Source organism: Sphingopyxis sp. C-1 (genome assembly GCF_001047015.1).
Taxonomy (GTDB): Bacteria; Pseudomonadota; Alphaproteobacteria; order Sphingomonadales; family Sphingomonadaceae; genus Sphingopyxis.
Genome location: NZ_BBRO01000001.1, coordinates 3,094,103 through 3,110,046, shown reverse-complemented (window position 1 = coordinate 3,110,046; position 15,944 = coordinate 3,094,103). Strand labels below are relative to the sequence as shown.

General features: G+C 62.6%; 5 protein-coding genes. All 5 read left to right on the top strand.

The window, feature by feature from the left end:
- Positions 1–330 precede the first annotated feature (330 nt).
- The 5 genes from SC1_RS22275 to SC1_RS14480 all read left to right on the top strand — a co-directional run bounded on the left by SC1_RS22275 (position 331) and on the right by SC1_RS14480 (position 15,925).
- Positions 331–8,715, top strand: a complete 8,385-nt coding sequence (locus tag SC1_RS22275) for an Ig-like domain-containing protein (RefSeq protein ID WP_083435861.1) — start codon at positions 331–333, stop codon at positions 8,713–8,715.
- Between the two features lie 33 nt (positions 8,716–8,748).
- Positions 8,749–10,116 carry a TolC family protein gene (locus SC1_RS14495; protein ID WP_062183091.1) on the top strand — a complete coding sequence of 456 codons (1,368 nt, stop codon included), beginning with the start codon at positions 8,749–8,751 and terminating at the stop codon, positions 10,114–10,116.
- On the top strand, positions 10,113–12,203 hold the full coding sequence (locus SC1_RS14490) for an ATP-binding cassette domain-containing protein (RefSeq protein ID WP_062183089.1): 2,091 nt from the start codon (positions 10,113–10,115) through the stop codon (positions 12,201–12,203). Before SC1_RS14495 ends, SC1_RS14490 begins: the two co-directional genes overlap by 4 nt.
- Before the next feature lie 38 nt (positions 12,204–12,241).
- The gene (locus tag SC1_RS14485; RefSeq protein ID WP_238586708.1) at positions 12,242–13,363 is read left to right on the top strand and encodes an HlyD family efflux transporter periplasmic adaptor subunit; all 1,122 of its coding nucleotides are present in this window, start codon (positions 12,242–12,244) and stop codon (positions 13,361–13,363) included.
- Between the two features lie 309 nt (positions 13,364–13,672).
- Complete coding sequence (locus SC1_RS14480; RefSeq protein ID WP_062183079.1) at positions 13,673–15,925, top strand: TonB-dependent receptor; 2,253 nt, start codon at positions 13,673–13,675, stop codon at positions 15,923–15,925.
- Positions 15,926–15,944: the final 19 nt, after the last annotated feature.

Below are 15,944 nucleotides of genomic sequence, written 5' to 3'. Positions count from 1 at the left end.
TAGCCCGCCCTTGCTTCAGTCGAGAATCGGCCATTTTTCGAATGTGAACATTCTCGAACAGCTTAACATAGGTTGGAGAGCCAGAAATTGGCGGCTTATCGAGCATATTGGCCATGCAACTTATGGCGGAGATAGACGTTTCCGGGCGTGTGGCGAGTATAGGGGAAAATTTTTCTTAGTAATCTAAATAAATCCACTTTGGTGTATAATGTTGGATTTTTGTTCTCATTTTGGGGAGTTGTTAACTTTTTTGGACCCTAATTAGACTGTAGGCGACAATAACTTAGGAAACGGGACCAGTTTCAACAGCTCATCTTGGGAGGTTTGAGAATGGCGCAGGGCAAAATAGTCGATTATGTATTGATCGATAAAGCATCCGGGCGCCAAATATCGTCTTCAGGAAATCGAATAGACTTAAAATCTCCCATGATCGTGAAGCTATTTTCACGACGCGATGACGTGCAAGAGATTGTTCGTGACGGAGATAGCCTCCTAATACGTTTCGACAACGGCGATTCGCTAACCATCGACCATTTCTTTACGCACGACGGCGCCCTGTCCAACAATCTCGTTTTCGAAGATCGCAATAGTGGCGCGCTTTGGGAATGGTTGCCGAGCGAAGCGGGCGGTGACGGCCTGGTTCCGCTGCAATCGATCGAATCCCTGCTGGTCGCGGAGGAAAATCATTCGATCGTGCCGATCCTTCTCGGAGCGGGCGCGATCGCCGGCCTGGCAGCCGTTGCGGCTGGCGGTGGCGGTGGTGGCGGCAGCGACGGTCCCGGAAATGGAAACACCGCCAATAGGGCACCCGTTGCGGTAGACGATGCGGCCAGCGCGACCGAAGACACGCCCTTCAGTTCGACAGTTCGGCTCGTGGCCAACGACACCGATGCCGACGGTGACACGCTGACCGTGGTTGCCGGAACCTTTGCGACGGCGCGGGGCGGCAGCGTAACGATCAATGCCGACGGCAGCTATACCTATACGCCGGCCCCCAATTTCAGCGGCACGGACAGCTTCAACTACACCGTAAACGATGGCCGCGGCGGAAGCGACATGGGTACCGTGACGCTGACGGTCGCTGGAGTGAATGATGCGCCCACAGCGGGCGCGGACTCCGCGACGACGCCCGAAGATACGCCGGTCGTGATCGACATTCTGGCCAATGACAGCGATGCCGACGGCAATGTCCTGGCGGTGACCGCCGCGAGCGCGACAAACGGCACGGTGACGATCGATCCGGTAACCGGCGCGCTGACCTACACGCCCAACCCCGACTTCAACGGTAGTGACACGATCACATACACGGTCGGCGATGGCGCAGGGGGCACGACTACCGGTACTGTTACCGTTACCGTTTCGCCGGTCGCCGACGCGCCAGTGGCGGGCGCCGATACGGCGTCGACAGACGAGGATACGCCGGTCGTGATCGACGTCCTCGCCAATGACAGCGATGCTGAGGGTGATCCGCTGACGGTCACCGCTGCCACCGCCACGAACGGCACAGTGACGATCGATCCGGTAACCGGCGCGCTGACCTACACGCCGAATCCCAACTTCAACGGCAACGACACCATCACTTATACGGTAAGCGACGGCACTGGAGAGGCGAGCACCGGGACGGTCGCGGTAACAGTGTCTCCCGTCGCGGATGCGCCGCTCGCGATCGATGATGTGGCGACGGTGACGGAAGACACGCCGTTCAGTTCGGTGATCAGCCTCATCGCAAATGACATTGATAGCGATGGCGATACCTTGACCGCTGTCGCCGGCACCTTTGCAACGGCACAGGGCGGAAGCGTAACCATCGCGGCGGACGGCAGCTATGTCTATACGCCGGCGGCGAACTTCAACGGCAGCGACAGCTTTACCTATACCGTGACCGACGGCGCGTTCACGGACACCGGGACGGTCACGCTGACGGTCACGGCCGTGAACGACGTCCCGGCCGCAGGCGCTGACGCGGCATCGACGGCCGAAGACACACCGGTGGTCATCGACGTCCTTGCCAATGACAGCGACGCCGAGGGTGATCCGCTGACGGTCACCACAGCCACCGCGACGAACGGCACGGTGACGATCGATCCGGTCACGGGGGCGCTTACCTATACTCCCAATGCGAACTTTAGCGGCAGCGACACGATCACCTACACGGTGAGCGACGGCACTGGCGGCACGGGCACGGGGACAGTCGCAGTGACGGTGTCGCCGGTCGATGACGGGCCGGTCGCGGTCGATGACGCGGTGACGGTGACGGAGGACACGCCATTTACCTCGGTGGTCAGCCTGATTGCAAACGACACCGACGGGGATGGCGACGTGTTGACGGCGGTGGCGGGCACTTTCGCGACCGCGCAGGGCGGCAGCGTCACGATCGCGGCGGATGGAAGCTATGTCTATACGCCGGCGGCGAACTTCAACGGCGCCGATAGCTTCATCTATACCGTGACCGACGGCGCACTGACCGACACCGGCACCGTGACGCTGAACGTGACGGCGGTGAATGACACACCATCCGCGGGCGCGGATACCGCGTCGACGGCCGAAGACACGACCGTAGTCATCGACGTGCTGGCCAACGACAGCGACGCCGATGGTGATCCGCTGACGGTGACCGCGGCCAGCGCGACAAATGGTGTGGTGGCGATCGATCCGGTCACGGGCGCACTGACCTATACCCCCAATGCGAACTTCAGCGGCAGCGACACGATCACCTACACGGTGAGCGACGGGGCAGGCGGCACGGGCACGGGAACAGTCGCGGTGACCGTATCGCCGGTCGCAGACGGGCCGGTTGCGGTCGACGACGCGGCGACGGTGGTGGAGGACACGCCGTTCAGCTCGGCAATCAGCCTGATCGCGAACGACACCGACGGGGACGGCGATGCGTTGACGGCGGTGGCCGGGACTTTCGCGACCACGCAGGGTGGCAGCGTCACGATCGCGGCAGACGGAAGTTATGTCTATACGCCGGCGGCGAACTTCAACGGCACCGACAGCTTCATCTATACGGTGACTGACGGGGCGTTGACCGACACTGGGACGGTGACATTGACGATCACCTCAGTGAATGACGTTCCGGTGGCAGGCGCCGATACCGCGTCTACCGCAGAAGATACGCCAATCATTATCAACGTTCTGGCGAACGACAGCGATGCCGATGGCGATCCGCTGACGGTGACCGCCGCCACCGCGACGAACGGTACCGTTACGATCGACCCGGTGACGGGCGCGCTGACCTATACGCCCAATCCCAATTTCAACGGCAGCGACACGATCAGCTATACGGTGAGCGATGGCACGGGAACGAGCGCCGGCACCGTCGCAGTGACGGTTTCGCCTGTGGCTGATGCACCGGTCGCCGTCGACGACGTGGCGACCGTCACCGAAGACACGCCGTTCAGTTCGATCGTCAGCCTGATTGCGAACGATACTGACGGTGACGGCAATGCGTTGACCGCCGTCGCCGGCACCTTTGCGACGGCTGAGGGTGGCAGCGTGACGATCGCGGCGGACGGCAGCTATGTCTACACCCCGGCGGCTAACTTCAACGGCACCGACAGCTTCCTCTATACGGTGACTGATGGTGCCCTGACCGACACCGGCAGGGTGACCTTGACCGTCACTGCGGTGAACGACGTTCCGGTCGCCGGGGCCGATACCGCCGCGACGGCCGAGGACACGCCGGTGGTAATCGACGTCCTCGCCAATGACAGCGACGCCGACGGCGACTCGCTCACCGTCACGGTCGCGACGGCAGTCAACGGGACCGTCACCATCGACCCCCTCACGGGTGCGCTCACCTATACGCCCGACACAGGTTTCAGCGGCACCGATACGATCAGCTACACTTTGAGCGACGGGGCGGGCGGAACGGCTGGTGGGGCGGTGATCGTGGTCGTATCGGCAGGCGCCGCTGCGCCGGTCGCCGTCGATGATACCGTAAGCGCGACGGAAGATACGCCTTTCGTTTCAACCGTCAGCCTGATCGCCAATGACACGGACAGCAACGGCGATGCCTTGACGGCCGTCGCCGGCACCTTTGCGACGGCTGAGGGCGGCAGTGTCACGATCGCGGCGGACGGCAGCTATACCTATACACCGGCGTCGAACTTCAGTGGCACCGACAGTTTCATCTATACCGTCACCGATGGCGTTCTGACCGACACGGGCACGGTGACGTTGACCGTGGCGGGAGTGAACGACAGTCCGGCGGCGGGCGCCGACACCGCATCCACGGCCGAAGATGTGCCCGTCGTGATCGACGTTCTGGCGAACGACAGCGATGCCGATGGCGACCCGCTGACCGTCACGGCCGCCACCGCGACGAACGGAACCGTCTCGATCGATCCGGTGACGGGCGCTCTCACCTATACGCCCAATGCGAATTTCAGCGGCAGCGACACGATTACCTATACCGTGAGCGACGGCGCAGGCGGAACGACGAGCAGTACGGTCGCGGTCATAGTCTCGCCGGTCGCAGATTCGCCGGTGGCGGTCGATGATGCGGCGACGGTCACGGAGGATACGCCCTTCAGTTCGGTGGTCAGCCTGATCGCCAACGACACGGATGCCGATGGCGACACGCTGACGGCGGTCGCCGGGACCTTCGCGACCGTTCAGGGTGGTAGCGTGACGATCGCGGCAGACGGCAGCTATGTCTATACCCCGGCCCCGAACTTCAACGGCACCGACAGCTTCATTTATACGGTGACCGACGGTGCGCTGACCGATACCGGCACCGTGACGTTGACGGTCACGGCGGTGAACGACGCACCGGTGGCAGGTGCTGACACTGCATCGACGGCGGAAGATACGCCCGTCGTGATCGACGTTCTGGCGAACGACAACGATCCCGAAGGCGCCCCGCTGACGGTCACGGCTGCCACGGCGCTGAACGGGACGGTGGCGATTGATCCCGTCACTGGCGCATTGACCTACACGCCCAACGCGAACTTCAGCGGCAGCGACACCATCACTTATACCGTGAGCGATGGCGTGGGCGGCACTAGTGGCGGAACGGTCGCGGTAACCGTCTCGCCGGTCGCGGATGCGCCGGTTGCGGTGGATGACGTGGCGACGGTGACGGAGGATACGCCCTTCAGTTCGGTGGTCAGCCTGATCGCCAACGACACGGATGCCGACGGCGATATATTGTCCGCGGTGGCCGGGACTTTCGCGACCACGCAGGGTGGCAGCGTCACGATCGCGGCGAACGGGAGTTACGTTTATACCCCGGCAGCGAACTTCAACGGCACCGACAGCTTTATTTACACCGTAACCGACGGTGCGCTGACCGACACCGGCACCGTGACGCTGACCGTCACGGCGGTGAACGACGCGCCCGTGGCGGGTGCCGACACTGCGTCGACCGCCGAAGACACGCCGGTGACGATCAATGTTCTGGCCAATGACAGCGATGCCGACGGTGACCCGCTTACGGTCACGGCCGCCACCGCGACGAACGGAACCGTCTCGATCGATCCGGTAACAGGTGTGCTGACCTACACGCCCAATGCGAATTTCAATGGCAGTGATACGATCAGCTATACGATAAGCGATGGCCATGGCGGCACCGCTTCTGCGTCCGTGGCCGTTGTCGTCGCTCCGGTGAATGATGCGCCGATTGTGGTCAACGCCGCTGCCGGCGTCGCTGAATCGGGCCTTCCCGGCGGTCTGCTCGACGGCGGGTCTGTCCCGGCGCCGACAAGAGCGACGGGGACGATGACGCTGTCGGATGTGGACGGATCGGTCACGAGCGTTGCGGTGACCGGCCCGACTGGCCTGACTTCCAACGGCGTGCCGATCGCCTGGGCGGGCAGCTTTGCGGGCGGCGTTTATACGCTCACCGGAACGGCCGGCGGCGCCACCGTCGCGGTGCTCACCCTCGGCACGTCGGGCGCATATAGCTTCGATCTCGCGCGCCCGATCGATCACCAGGCCGCCGGCCAAGATCTGCTGGCGCTGGGCTTCGTCGTCACGGCGACCGACAATGGCGGTGCCTCGTCGAATGGCCTGCTCACGGTCGAAGTCCGCGACGATGGGCCGGTGGCGCAGCCTGCCGATCATTTTGTGGTCGGCGTGCCCGGTCAGGCGTCCGGCGACCTGGTCGTCGGCTATGGCGCCGATGGCGGCCATGTCCAGTCCATCACCGTGGGCACCTACACGCTGACGTTCGACCCCGACGCAGACGCCGTCACGGGGGCGGGCACGCTGGGCACCGTCGCCAGTTGGAGCTTCGACCCTGCGAGCGACCAGCTCCTGATCAATACGACGGCGGGCGAAACGATTGCCGTCGACATGATGACCGGCGCATATCAATATGCGGCGCTCGCAACCGCAGCTTCTCAAGCCCAGGCGCCGGTGGTTAACGTCAATGCATCGGCGAGCTTGCTTGGCTTGGTCAACGCCGACGCGCTGGATCTGATCGGCATCGGCACCGACCAGATGCTGACCGCGGTCGATGCGAACAACAATATTTCACAAGTGCAAATTCGTGCGGAAGCGCTGTTGGGTGCCGGGCTTAGCCTCGGAACCAATGCGGGCTATCACCTCGCCTGGTCGGCGGCGATGGCGGCCGAGTTCGGCCTCACTGTCGTCGAGACCAACAATATTTTCGCGCTCACCATCGGCATCCCGCCGCTGGCGGTGAGCGTCAATACGCAGTCCTTCTCGGCGCTGTTGATAACATCGGCCAACGGGCAGCCGATCGACAATTTGCGCCTGAATGAATTTCTTGCGACGGTCTATGTTCAGCAAAGCGGCGGCCTAAATCTCGCCGCGCTGAACCTCCTGCCGACCATTTCGATAACGGCGACCGATACGTCGGGGGCCACCGCCACGGATTCCGACAGGGACCTCTTGGGAACGAGCCTGCTCGATCCCGCAAATGATCCTGCGGGCGTTACGGAGGGTACTGCCGCCCCCAACACGCTGACCGGGACAGCCGAGGATGAACGTCTCTACGGCTATGCCGGCGCCGATAATCTGAGCGGCGGCGGCGGCAATGACCTGCTACGCGGCGGGCTTGGCAACGATGTATTGAACGGCGGTGCGGGCAACGACATCATCGTCGGCGGTCGCGGCAACGACACGCTGACGGGCGGCACCGGCAGCGACCGCTTCATCTGGGAGGTGGGTGATCAGGGGACCGTCGGCGCGCCCGCGCAAGACGTGATCGCCGACTTCAACGGCGCGCCGGCCAGCGCCGGCGGTGACATCATCAACCTCGCGGGCATTCTCCAGGGCGAAGCGGCGATAGGCAATATTTCGGGCAATCTTGCCAATTATATCCATGTCGCCGTTGCCGGCGGGAACACGATCATCTCGCTCAGTTCGAGCGGCGGCTTCGCGGGCGGCTTCAATGCCGCGCTGGCGGACCAGCAGATCCAGTTGTCGGGCGTCGATCTCGTCGGCGGGCTGACCTCGCAGTCGGAGATTATCGGCAGACTGCTTGCGGGCGGCAACCTGGTGGTCGACCAGGCGACCAGTTCGGCGCAGGCGAACAGCCTGACCACGATCGGGGCCGTCATCGCCGACAATGACGGGGACACCGCGTCAACATCGGTATCGTTCGACAGCCGCACCCCGACGGTCACGCCGGGCAACCGCGCGCCGATCGCGCAGGCGACCGATGTCGACCTCCTCGGACTTGTCGGTCTGAGCGCGCTCGACATCATCGACCTCAGCCGGCAGGCGATCGTGGCATTCGATCCCGACGACAATCTGCAACAGGTGGTCGTTTCCTATGCCGCACTCGTCAGCCTCAATCTGGCTGATGCGGAACTGACCGTTTCGAACGCCTTGGCGGCCGAACTCGGACTGTCCGTGTCGGTCGTGAACACGGCGGGCATATTGGGGGTCGTTGGCCCGACCTCGACATTGACGATCACCTCGGCCGACGGGCGAGTTATCGACAATTTCGCGGTGAACCAGTTGCTGGCGACGATGCAGTTGGAGTCGGGCGTCAACCTGCTGGCCCTTTTGCCGCCGGCCAGTCTCGACGTCAGCCTGCTCGGAAGTTTCAGGGTAACCGCGACCGATTCTGACGGTGCGATCGATACCGACCTGATCTCGACCCTCGCAAATGCCGATGTTCTCCAGGGGCTGCTCGGCGCGGGTGGCAGCCCCGACATCGTCGAAGGTACGTCGGCCAACGACACTCTTACGGGGACGCCGGCCGGGTCGATATTCGAACGGCTCTATGGATATGAAGGCGACGACACGCTCGATGGCGGCACCGGCAATGATCTTCTGATGGGCGGTGCCGGCAATGACACGCTCAATGGCGGGGTCGGCAACGACATATTGATCGACGGCAACGGCGCCGACATCTTTAACGGCGGTGCCGGCAACGACATCATCCTGCTGTCGGGCCTCAATTTCCTGTCGATCAACGGCAATGCCGATTTCGACACGCTGGTGCTCGATGGCATCGATCTGGCTCTCGGCGGGTCCAGCAATATCTCCAATATCGAGCGCATCGATCTTGGCTATGACGACGACAGCAATGTGCTCGATATTTCGGAGGCCGGCATATTGGCCGCAACCGGCGGGGGCGTCTTGCAGGTCACCGGCGACAGCAACGATATCGTCAATCTGAACGGCGCGTGGGTCGTGGGCGCAAGCCAGACCATCGGCGGCACGATTTACGACCAATATATGCTGAACGGCGCGACCGTCCTGATCGAGCAGGGCGTCCACGTCATTGCGTAGCCTCTCCGTATCCCCCCTGGCTCCGTTGCCTGCATGATCGGCGAAGTGGCGGCGGCGGGGGGTGACACGGGGAAAGGGCGCATTGCGAGCGCGCGCGGCCGGTTCGCATCTGCAAAACTGGCGGCGCTGTCGTGCCTATGGATTTTGTCGCCGAACCCGGCGTCCGCTCAGGCTGTCACACCGCCGGTCTATGGTCCGCCGGGGGCGGAGGAGGCGCGCGCGGAGGGTTTGCCGTGGTTCGATCCGCAACTGGAGGAATTGGCGAACCGTGCGGTTGCGGACCACCCTTCGATCGTCGCGGCGAAAGCGAATGTCCGCGCTGCGGGCGCCGATCTCAGGGCCTCGCGCTGGCAACGCTTTCCAAGCTTTGGGGTCGAGGGGCTGATCCTCGGCCAGCGCAGCGACCGTGCGCAAGCCACCGTCACGGTCGAGCAGCCGATATGGACCGGGGGCCGGATAAAGGGCTCGATCGGCCGGGCGCGGGCGGCCGAACAGGCGGCGCTCGCCAGCTACGATCAGGCGATCCTCGATATCGCGCTGCAAGTGGCGGCGTCCTACTACGAATTTTTTCGCGCAACGCAGCGTCGCGCGATCCTCGACAGCAGCCTCGAGCAGCATCAGCGTCTGCTCGCGTCGATGGAACGGCGGGTTGCACAGGAGGTCAGCCCGCGGTCCGATCTGGAACTTGTTCGTGCGCGGACCGCGCAGGTCTCGCAGCAAATCAATCTGACCGTGGCGCAGCAGCAATCCGCGATTCAGCGCCTCCGCGAACTTGTCGGCGATCCCTTCTACACGGTGACGTCAACCTATCGCGAAGCTGCCGATTTGCCGAATCTCGACCGCGAAGCGCTGGTCGCGGCGGGGCTCGAATTCAATCCCGGGCTGCGCCGCGTGCGCCTGGAAGCCGAGGTCGCCGACGCCGACGCGCGGATCGCGAAAGCGCAGACGCTGCCGCAACTTAACGCGCAATATGGCTATGGCGAATTCAATGGCCATCAGATCGGCCTTGCCGTGCGGATGCAGATGGACGGCGGGCTTTCGCGCTTTGCCGCCGCCGACGCCGCCCGCCTGCGCCAATTGTCAAGCGAGGCACAGATCGGGACCGCCGAGCGCGAGCTTCGCGACATATTGGTGATCGATCATGTCGAATATGAAGCGGCGACGGCGCGGGCGGAGACGACGCGCTTCTCGGCGGAAGCATCGCAGCGCGTTACCGAATCCTATATGCGCCAGTTCACCAGCGGCCGGCGGACCTGGCTCGATGTAATGAACGCGGTTCGTGAGAGCACGACGGCGCAGATCGACGCGCTCGATGCGCGCGTGAACATGCTCGCCTATCTCACCCGGCTCATGATGCGGACGGGGCAATGGCAAACGGTCGGGGAGGCGAGCGGTCCATGAACCAGCCCCATCAGGAACTGATCGAGGCGCTCGCCCGCCGACGCGGCATCAGCCTGGCGCCGGATTGGGCGGCGGGGGCGCCCGGCGATCTGGATTTGAACGATCCCGAGGCCCTGACCAAGCTGGCCGCGGCTCTGAAATGGCCGGAGCCCCGGCAGGTTCGCGAACGACCGCGAGCAAACGCCTTCCCCTTGCTGATCCTGACGCCATCCGGCTGGGCGCTCGCCGAACAATGGGACACGCCGACGACCATCCGCGCGCTGGCGATCGGCGGGGCCCAACAGGTCGCGTGGGATAAGGATTGTCTGCTGATCGAGATGCGTTTTCCGGCGATGGCCGAAAGGCCGAATTTCATGCGCGCACGGAGCATATTCTGGTCCGCGATCATGCGCCGCAAGCATATATTGTTCGAGACGGTGGTCGCCACCATCGTGGTCAATACGCTCGCGCTTGCGACATCGCTCTACTCGATGCAGGTTTATGATCGTGTCATCCCTCGTGGCGGTTTCGCTACCCTATGGGTTTTGACGGCCGGGATCGGCTTCGCGCTGCTAATCGATTTCGTGATGCGCGTGATCCGGGCGTTAATGGTCGGGCGCGAAGCGATGGCCATCGATGCGGAGGTGTCGGAATATTTCTTCGATCGCATGCAGGCCGTCCGCCTCGACGCGCGGCCGCCGGGGATCGGAACGATGGCGGCACAATTGCGCGGGCTGGAACAGGTGCGCCAGATTTTTTCCTCCGCCTCGATCTTCGTCATGGCGGATCTGCCGTTTGCGCTGTTGTTTCTGGTCGTGATGGCCGTGATCGGCGGGGTTATCGCGATCGTGCCGCTGGCGATATTCGCGCTCTCGCTGCTGCTCGCCGTCATATTTTCACGCGGCATCCGCGAACATGCGGACAGGACGCAGGTCACGGGCAATCGCAAGAATGGCCTTTTGGTCGAAGCGCTCGACGCATCGGAAACGATCAAGGCCAATCGGGGCGGATGGCATATGCTCGCCGCGTGGAACGACCTGATCGACGCGGTCAATGGGCATGATGTGAAGGTTCAGCGCTGGTCGGTGTTCGCCAGTCAGACCTTCTCCTTTCTTCAGCAGGTCGCCTATGTCGGCATCGTCGTGTGGGGCGCCTATCGCGTCAATCAGGGCGACATGACGATGGGCGGACTGATCGCGTGCACGATCATCAGCGGCCGGATAAATGGCCCCCTCGTCGCCGCGCTGCCCGGCTTTGTCGTTCAATGGGGCTATGCCCGCGCATCGCTGCGCGCGCTCGACCAATTGCTGGCGATGCCGAGCGATCAGCCGCTCGATACGCAGAAGATTCGCCCCGACACGCTTTCCTCGGTCTTGAAGGCAGAAAATGTCGCCTTTTCACATGGGGAATCGCGCTTCGGCCTCGCCGTTCCGAAACTGGAAATCGGACCGGGGGAGCGCGTTGGAATCATCGGATCGGTCGGCGCGGGCAAATCGACTTTGCTCCGGCTGCTGGCCGGGCTGGTTCCGCCTCAGAAGGGGCATATGCTCCTCGGCGGCATCGCGCTCGACCAGATTGCGGAAGACAATCTGCGGCGCGAAATCTGCTATTTCCCCCAGGATTATCGGCTCGTGTCGGGCACCTTGCGGGACAATCTCACGATGGGCCTGCCGACCCTTTCGGACGATCACCTGCTCGAAGCGGCGTCGCGGACAGGGCTCGACGACTTGATACGGACGCACCCCAAGGGGCTCGATCTTCCGGTTTTCGAAGGCGGCGGCGGACTGTCGGGGGGGCAGCGCACCATGGTCGGCCTGGCCCGCGTCTTCCTTCTCAAGCCCCGATTCCTGCTGCTCGACGAGCCGACGTCCAATCTGGATCAGGAGAATGAGGCACGCGTTCTGGCTTTCCTCTCCAAGCTCAGCGATCCGTCGACGTCGGTCGTCATCGTCACGCACAAGCTGCAATTCCTTGGCGCTATGTCGCGCCTGCTCGTGATGCAGGCGGGACGCGTCGTGCTGGATGGCGACACGGCTTCGGTACTGGACAAATTGCGCCGTGGGGAAAAGGCGGCTTCCGCCGTTCAGCAGTCTCGGACCGGGAGCTAGGCATGGGGTTTCCCAGATTCTTATTCCGGCGCTCCAGCATGGTCATCAATGTGACCGCTATCGCGCTTGCCGGCCTCCTCGTCTGGGCGGGGTTCGCGGAGATCGATCAGGTCAGCCGCGCGACGGGACAGGTCATTCCCGCGGGCCGGGTGCAGGTGATCCAGAGCGCCGACGGCGGCGTGATCGGTGAAATCCTGGTGCGCGAAGGCGATCGCGTCCGTCGCGGGCAGAAACTCGTCGTCCTCGACCCCGTCCGCATTCAGGCGGCGGTGGAGGAATCGCGCGCTAAGGTCGCGAGCTATCGGACGATCAAAAGCCGGGTCGAGGCCGAACTGTTCAATCGTCCGCTGGTCTTCACGGACGATGTTCAGTCGTTTCCGGAGTTCGTCACCAATCAACGGCAACTCTACAGTCGCAGGCGCACCGCGCAGGCCGAGGACATCGGCACATTGCGGAACATGCAGGCGATCGCCCGCCGCGAGCTTGAAATGAATATGCCGCTGCTCGAATTTGGCGACGTCAGCCGCAGCGAGATCATGCGGCTGCAAAGGTCGGTTGCGGACATCGAAGGGCAGATTGCGAACCGGCAGAACAAATATCTTCAGGATCTACAGGCCGAATACAGCCGCACCGAAGAGGAGTTGGTTGTCGCCGAGCAGACGCTGAAACAACGGATCGCCGCGCTGGATGCGGCGATCCTTTTTGCGCCGACGGATGGCGTAGTCAAAAATGTGCGCTTCACGACGATCGGGGCTGTCCTGCGTCCAGGCGACGAGGTGTTGCAGATCGTCCCGACGGGCGACAAACTCATCATCGAGGCCAAGGTGTCGCCGGTCGATATCGCGTATCTGCGGGTCGGTCAGGACGCTTCAGTGAAATTCGATGCCTATGATTCCTCGATTTATGGCTCCGCAAATGGCCGGGTCACCTACATCAGCCCCGACACGCTGACCGAGCAAAAGCCAACCGGCGAGCAGATATTCTATCGCGTCAATGTCACGGCCGACGCGCGTTCGCTACGGCCCAGGGCAGGTGAAAAGATCGAGATTCAGCCGGGCATGACCGCCACTGTCGAGATCAAGACGGGGCGGAACACCGTGCTCAGATATCTGCTGAAGCCCATATCCAAGACATTCGGCGATTCCATGGGCGAACGCTGAGGGCGAGCCCCTCGATCGAAGGCAGCCGTTTCGGCAATGACCCTCGCGGCTGCGCGCATGTGCGCCGTCGTCCTGCGCCGCTCCGAATTAAACTCGCCTAACTCAAGACGTTGGCCAGCGGCGGTTCGGAGCCGCTGGAGGTATAGGGAATCGATATAGAAGGAGCCTGCAATATTATTTTTATTATAGGGCTCAGCTTCGCACTCTTGAGGCCGAACGGTTGTGACGGGACGCATGGCCCGGTCCGGGAGGGGCGAGAAAATGAAAAAAACGACTGCTGGAAATAGGGCTTTTCTGTTGCTGGGGGCGATGTCCGTCCTGACGGTGCCCGATATGGCGCTTGCGCAGGAGAAGGAAACATCCGGTGGCGGGCTCGAAGAGATCGTCGTCACCGCGCGGAAACGCGAAGAGAATTTGCAATCGGCGCCGCTGTCGGTCGCGGCAATCGGCGGTGATACGCTCGAAAAGGCCGGAATCGACGAATTTTCGGAAATCGCGAGCCGCGTGCCGGGCTTTACCTTCAACCCCGACAACGTGTCCGAACCGAATATCTTCCTGCGCGGCATCGGCACCGATATCGAAAGCGCCGCGTCGAACCCGGCGATCGGCTTTTTCCTGAACGACGTCTATCTGTCACGCGCGCAGGGCACCGCGATCGAATTGTTCGACCTTGAACGCGTCGAGATCGTCCGCGGGCCGCAGGGCACGCTCTATGGCAAGAATGTCGTCGGCGGCGCGATCAACTTCATCACCCGCAAACCGACCGACGAATTTCGTGCGGGGGCAGAGGCGGGCTTCGGCAATTATGGCAGCTTCGAGGTCAAGGCGAACGTCGCGGGCGGGCTCGGCGACGGGCTGTCGGGCAGCATCGCCGCGAGCGCGCGGCATCATGACGGCTATGCGCGCAACACGTTCACCGGCAACAACGTCGAGGATCTCGACGCCTATGGCGTGATGGCGCAGCTCCGCTACCAGCCGGACGACCGGCTCGACATTTTGCTGACCGGCGACCTCACGCGGCGGCGCGGCGGTGGTAAGTGGGTCGATATCCAGACGCCGTCGGATCATAATATCCCGTTCGTGAACCCCGAACGGCGGCGCGGCCCGAACAATATCGACGGCAAGCAGGATGCCGATCTGGGCGGTGTCCATTTGAGCGCAAATTACGACACCGGCTCGGGCACGATCACGTCGGTGACCGCGTATCGCGAAGGCAAGTTCGCGTCGGTCAACAATGATGCGGGCAGCTTCATCGATTTCACGAAGATGATCTATGGCGCGGACGGCCGCATCGATTTCGGCGCGATCGACCATTCGCTGTTCAACGATGATTATTATATCAACGACAAGGATGAAACCGCGAAGAGTTTTTCGCAGGATCTGCGTTTCCGGTCGGACTTCGACGGACCGTTCAATCTGCTCGCGGGGCTCTACTACCAGCACGAGAGCGTCGATCGCACCGAGATCGCCGACTATATCTTCGTCGAATTCTATGCGCAGGGCAAAGAGATCGCCGAAACGCGGCTGAAGAGCGATACCTGGGCGGCGTTCGCCGAAGGCACGTTCGACATCACCGACACGCTGGGGGTGACTGCGGGCATCCGCTACACCAAGGACCGGAAGCGCTTTTCGGTCTATCGCGAGACGATCGGCGATTTCCTCGGCGCCGAGTTCGAGGATGAGAACGGCAATTTCACCCGCGCCTTTTCGGCATCGAGCAAGCAGAGCTGGGACGCATGGACGCCCAGCGTCAACCTGCACTGGCAGCCGGCAAAGGACGTCTATGTCTATGGCCTCGTCTCGAAGGGCTATAAATCGGGCGGCTGGAACGGCGAGAATGCCACCAACCCGGGCGAGGCGCGCCTCGCTTACGATCCTGAATATGCGTGGAATTACGAGCTCGGGACCAAGACGACCTGGCTCGACAACCGGCTGCGTTTCAACGTCACCGGCTTCTGGACCGAGTATAAGGACCTGCAGACGCAGCAGTTCGTGATCTTCGACCCGAACTTGCCCGCCGACAATGTCATCTCGAACGCCGGCAAGGCGCGGGTGAAAGGGATCGAACTCGAAACCGCGCTCGCTCCGGTCGACGGCGTGACGCTCTTCGCCAACTATACCTATATGGATGCAAAGATCACCGGCGACCTCATCAGCACCGAACTGCAATATGACCCGAGCTGCTTCTGTTCGGTGCCGGTGCCGACGAACTTGAAGGGCAACCGGTTGCGGCGTTCGCCCAAAAACTCGTTCAGCGTGGGGGGCGACGTGACGGTGCCGGTCAGCAGCCGGATCAACGCTTTCGTGCGCGCCGACTATAACTGGACCGACGATTTCTTCTTCGACAATGAGAACAGCCCGCGCACGCGGCAGAAATCGGTCGGTGTGCTGAACGGGTCGATCGGCATTGCGACCGAGGACGACAAATGGGAATTGCGCCTCTGGGCCAAGAACCTGACCAACGAACTCTATGAATCGGGAAAGAGTGACGTGATCGGCTCGGTCCTCGTCTCGTACAATCCGCCGCGCACCTATGGCGTGACGCTTCGCTGGAAATATTGATCGCGCGGGGGCGGGCGGC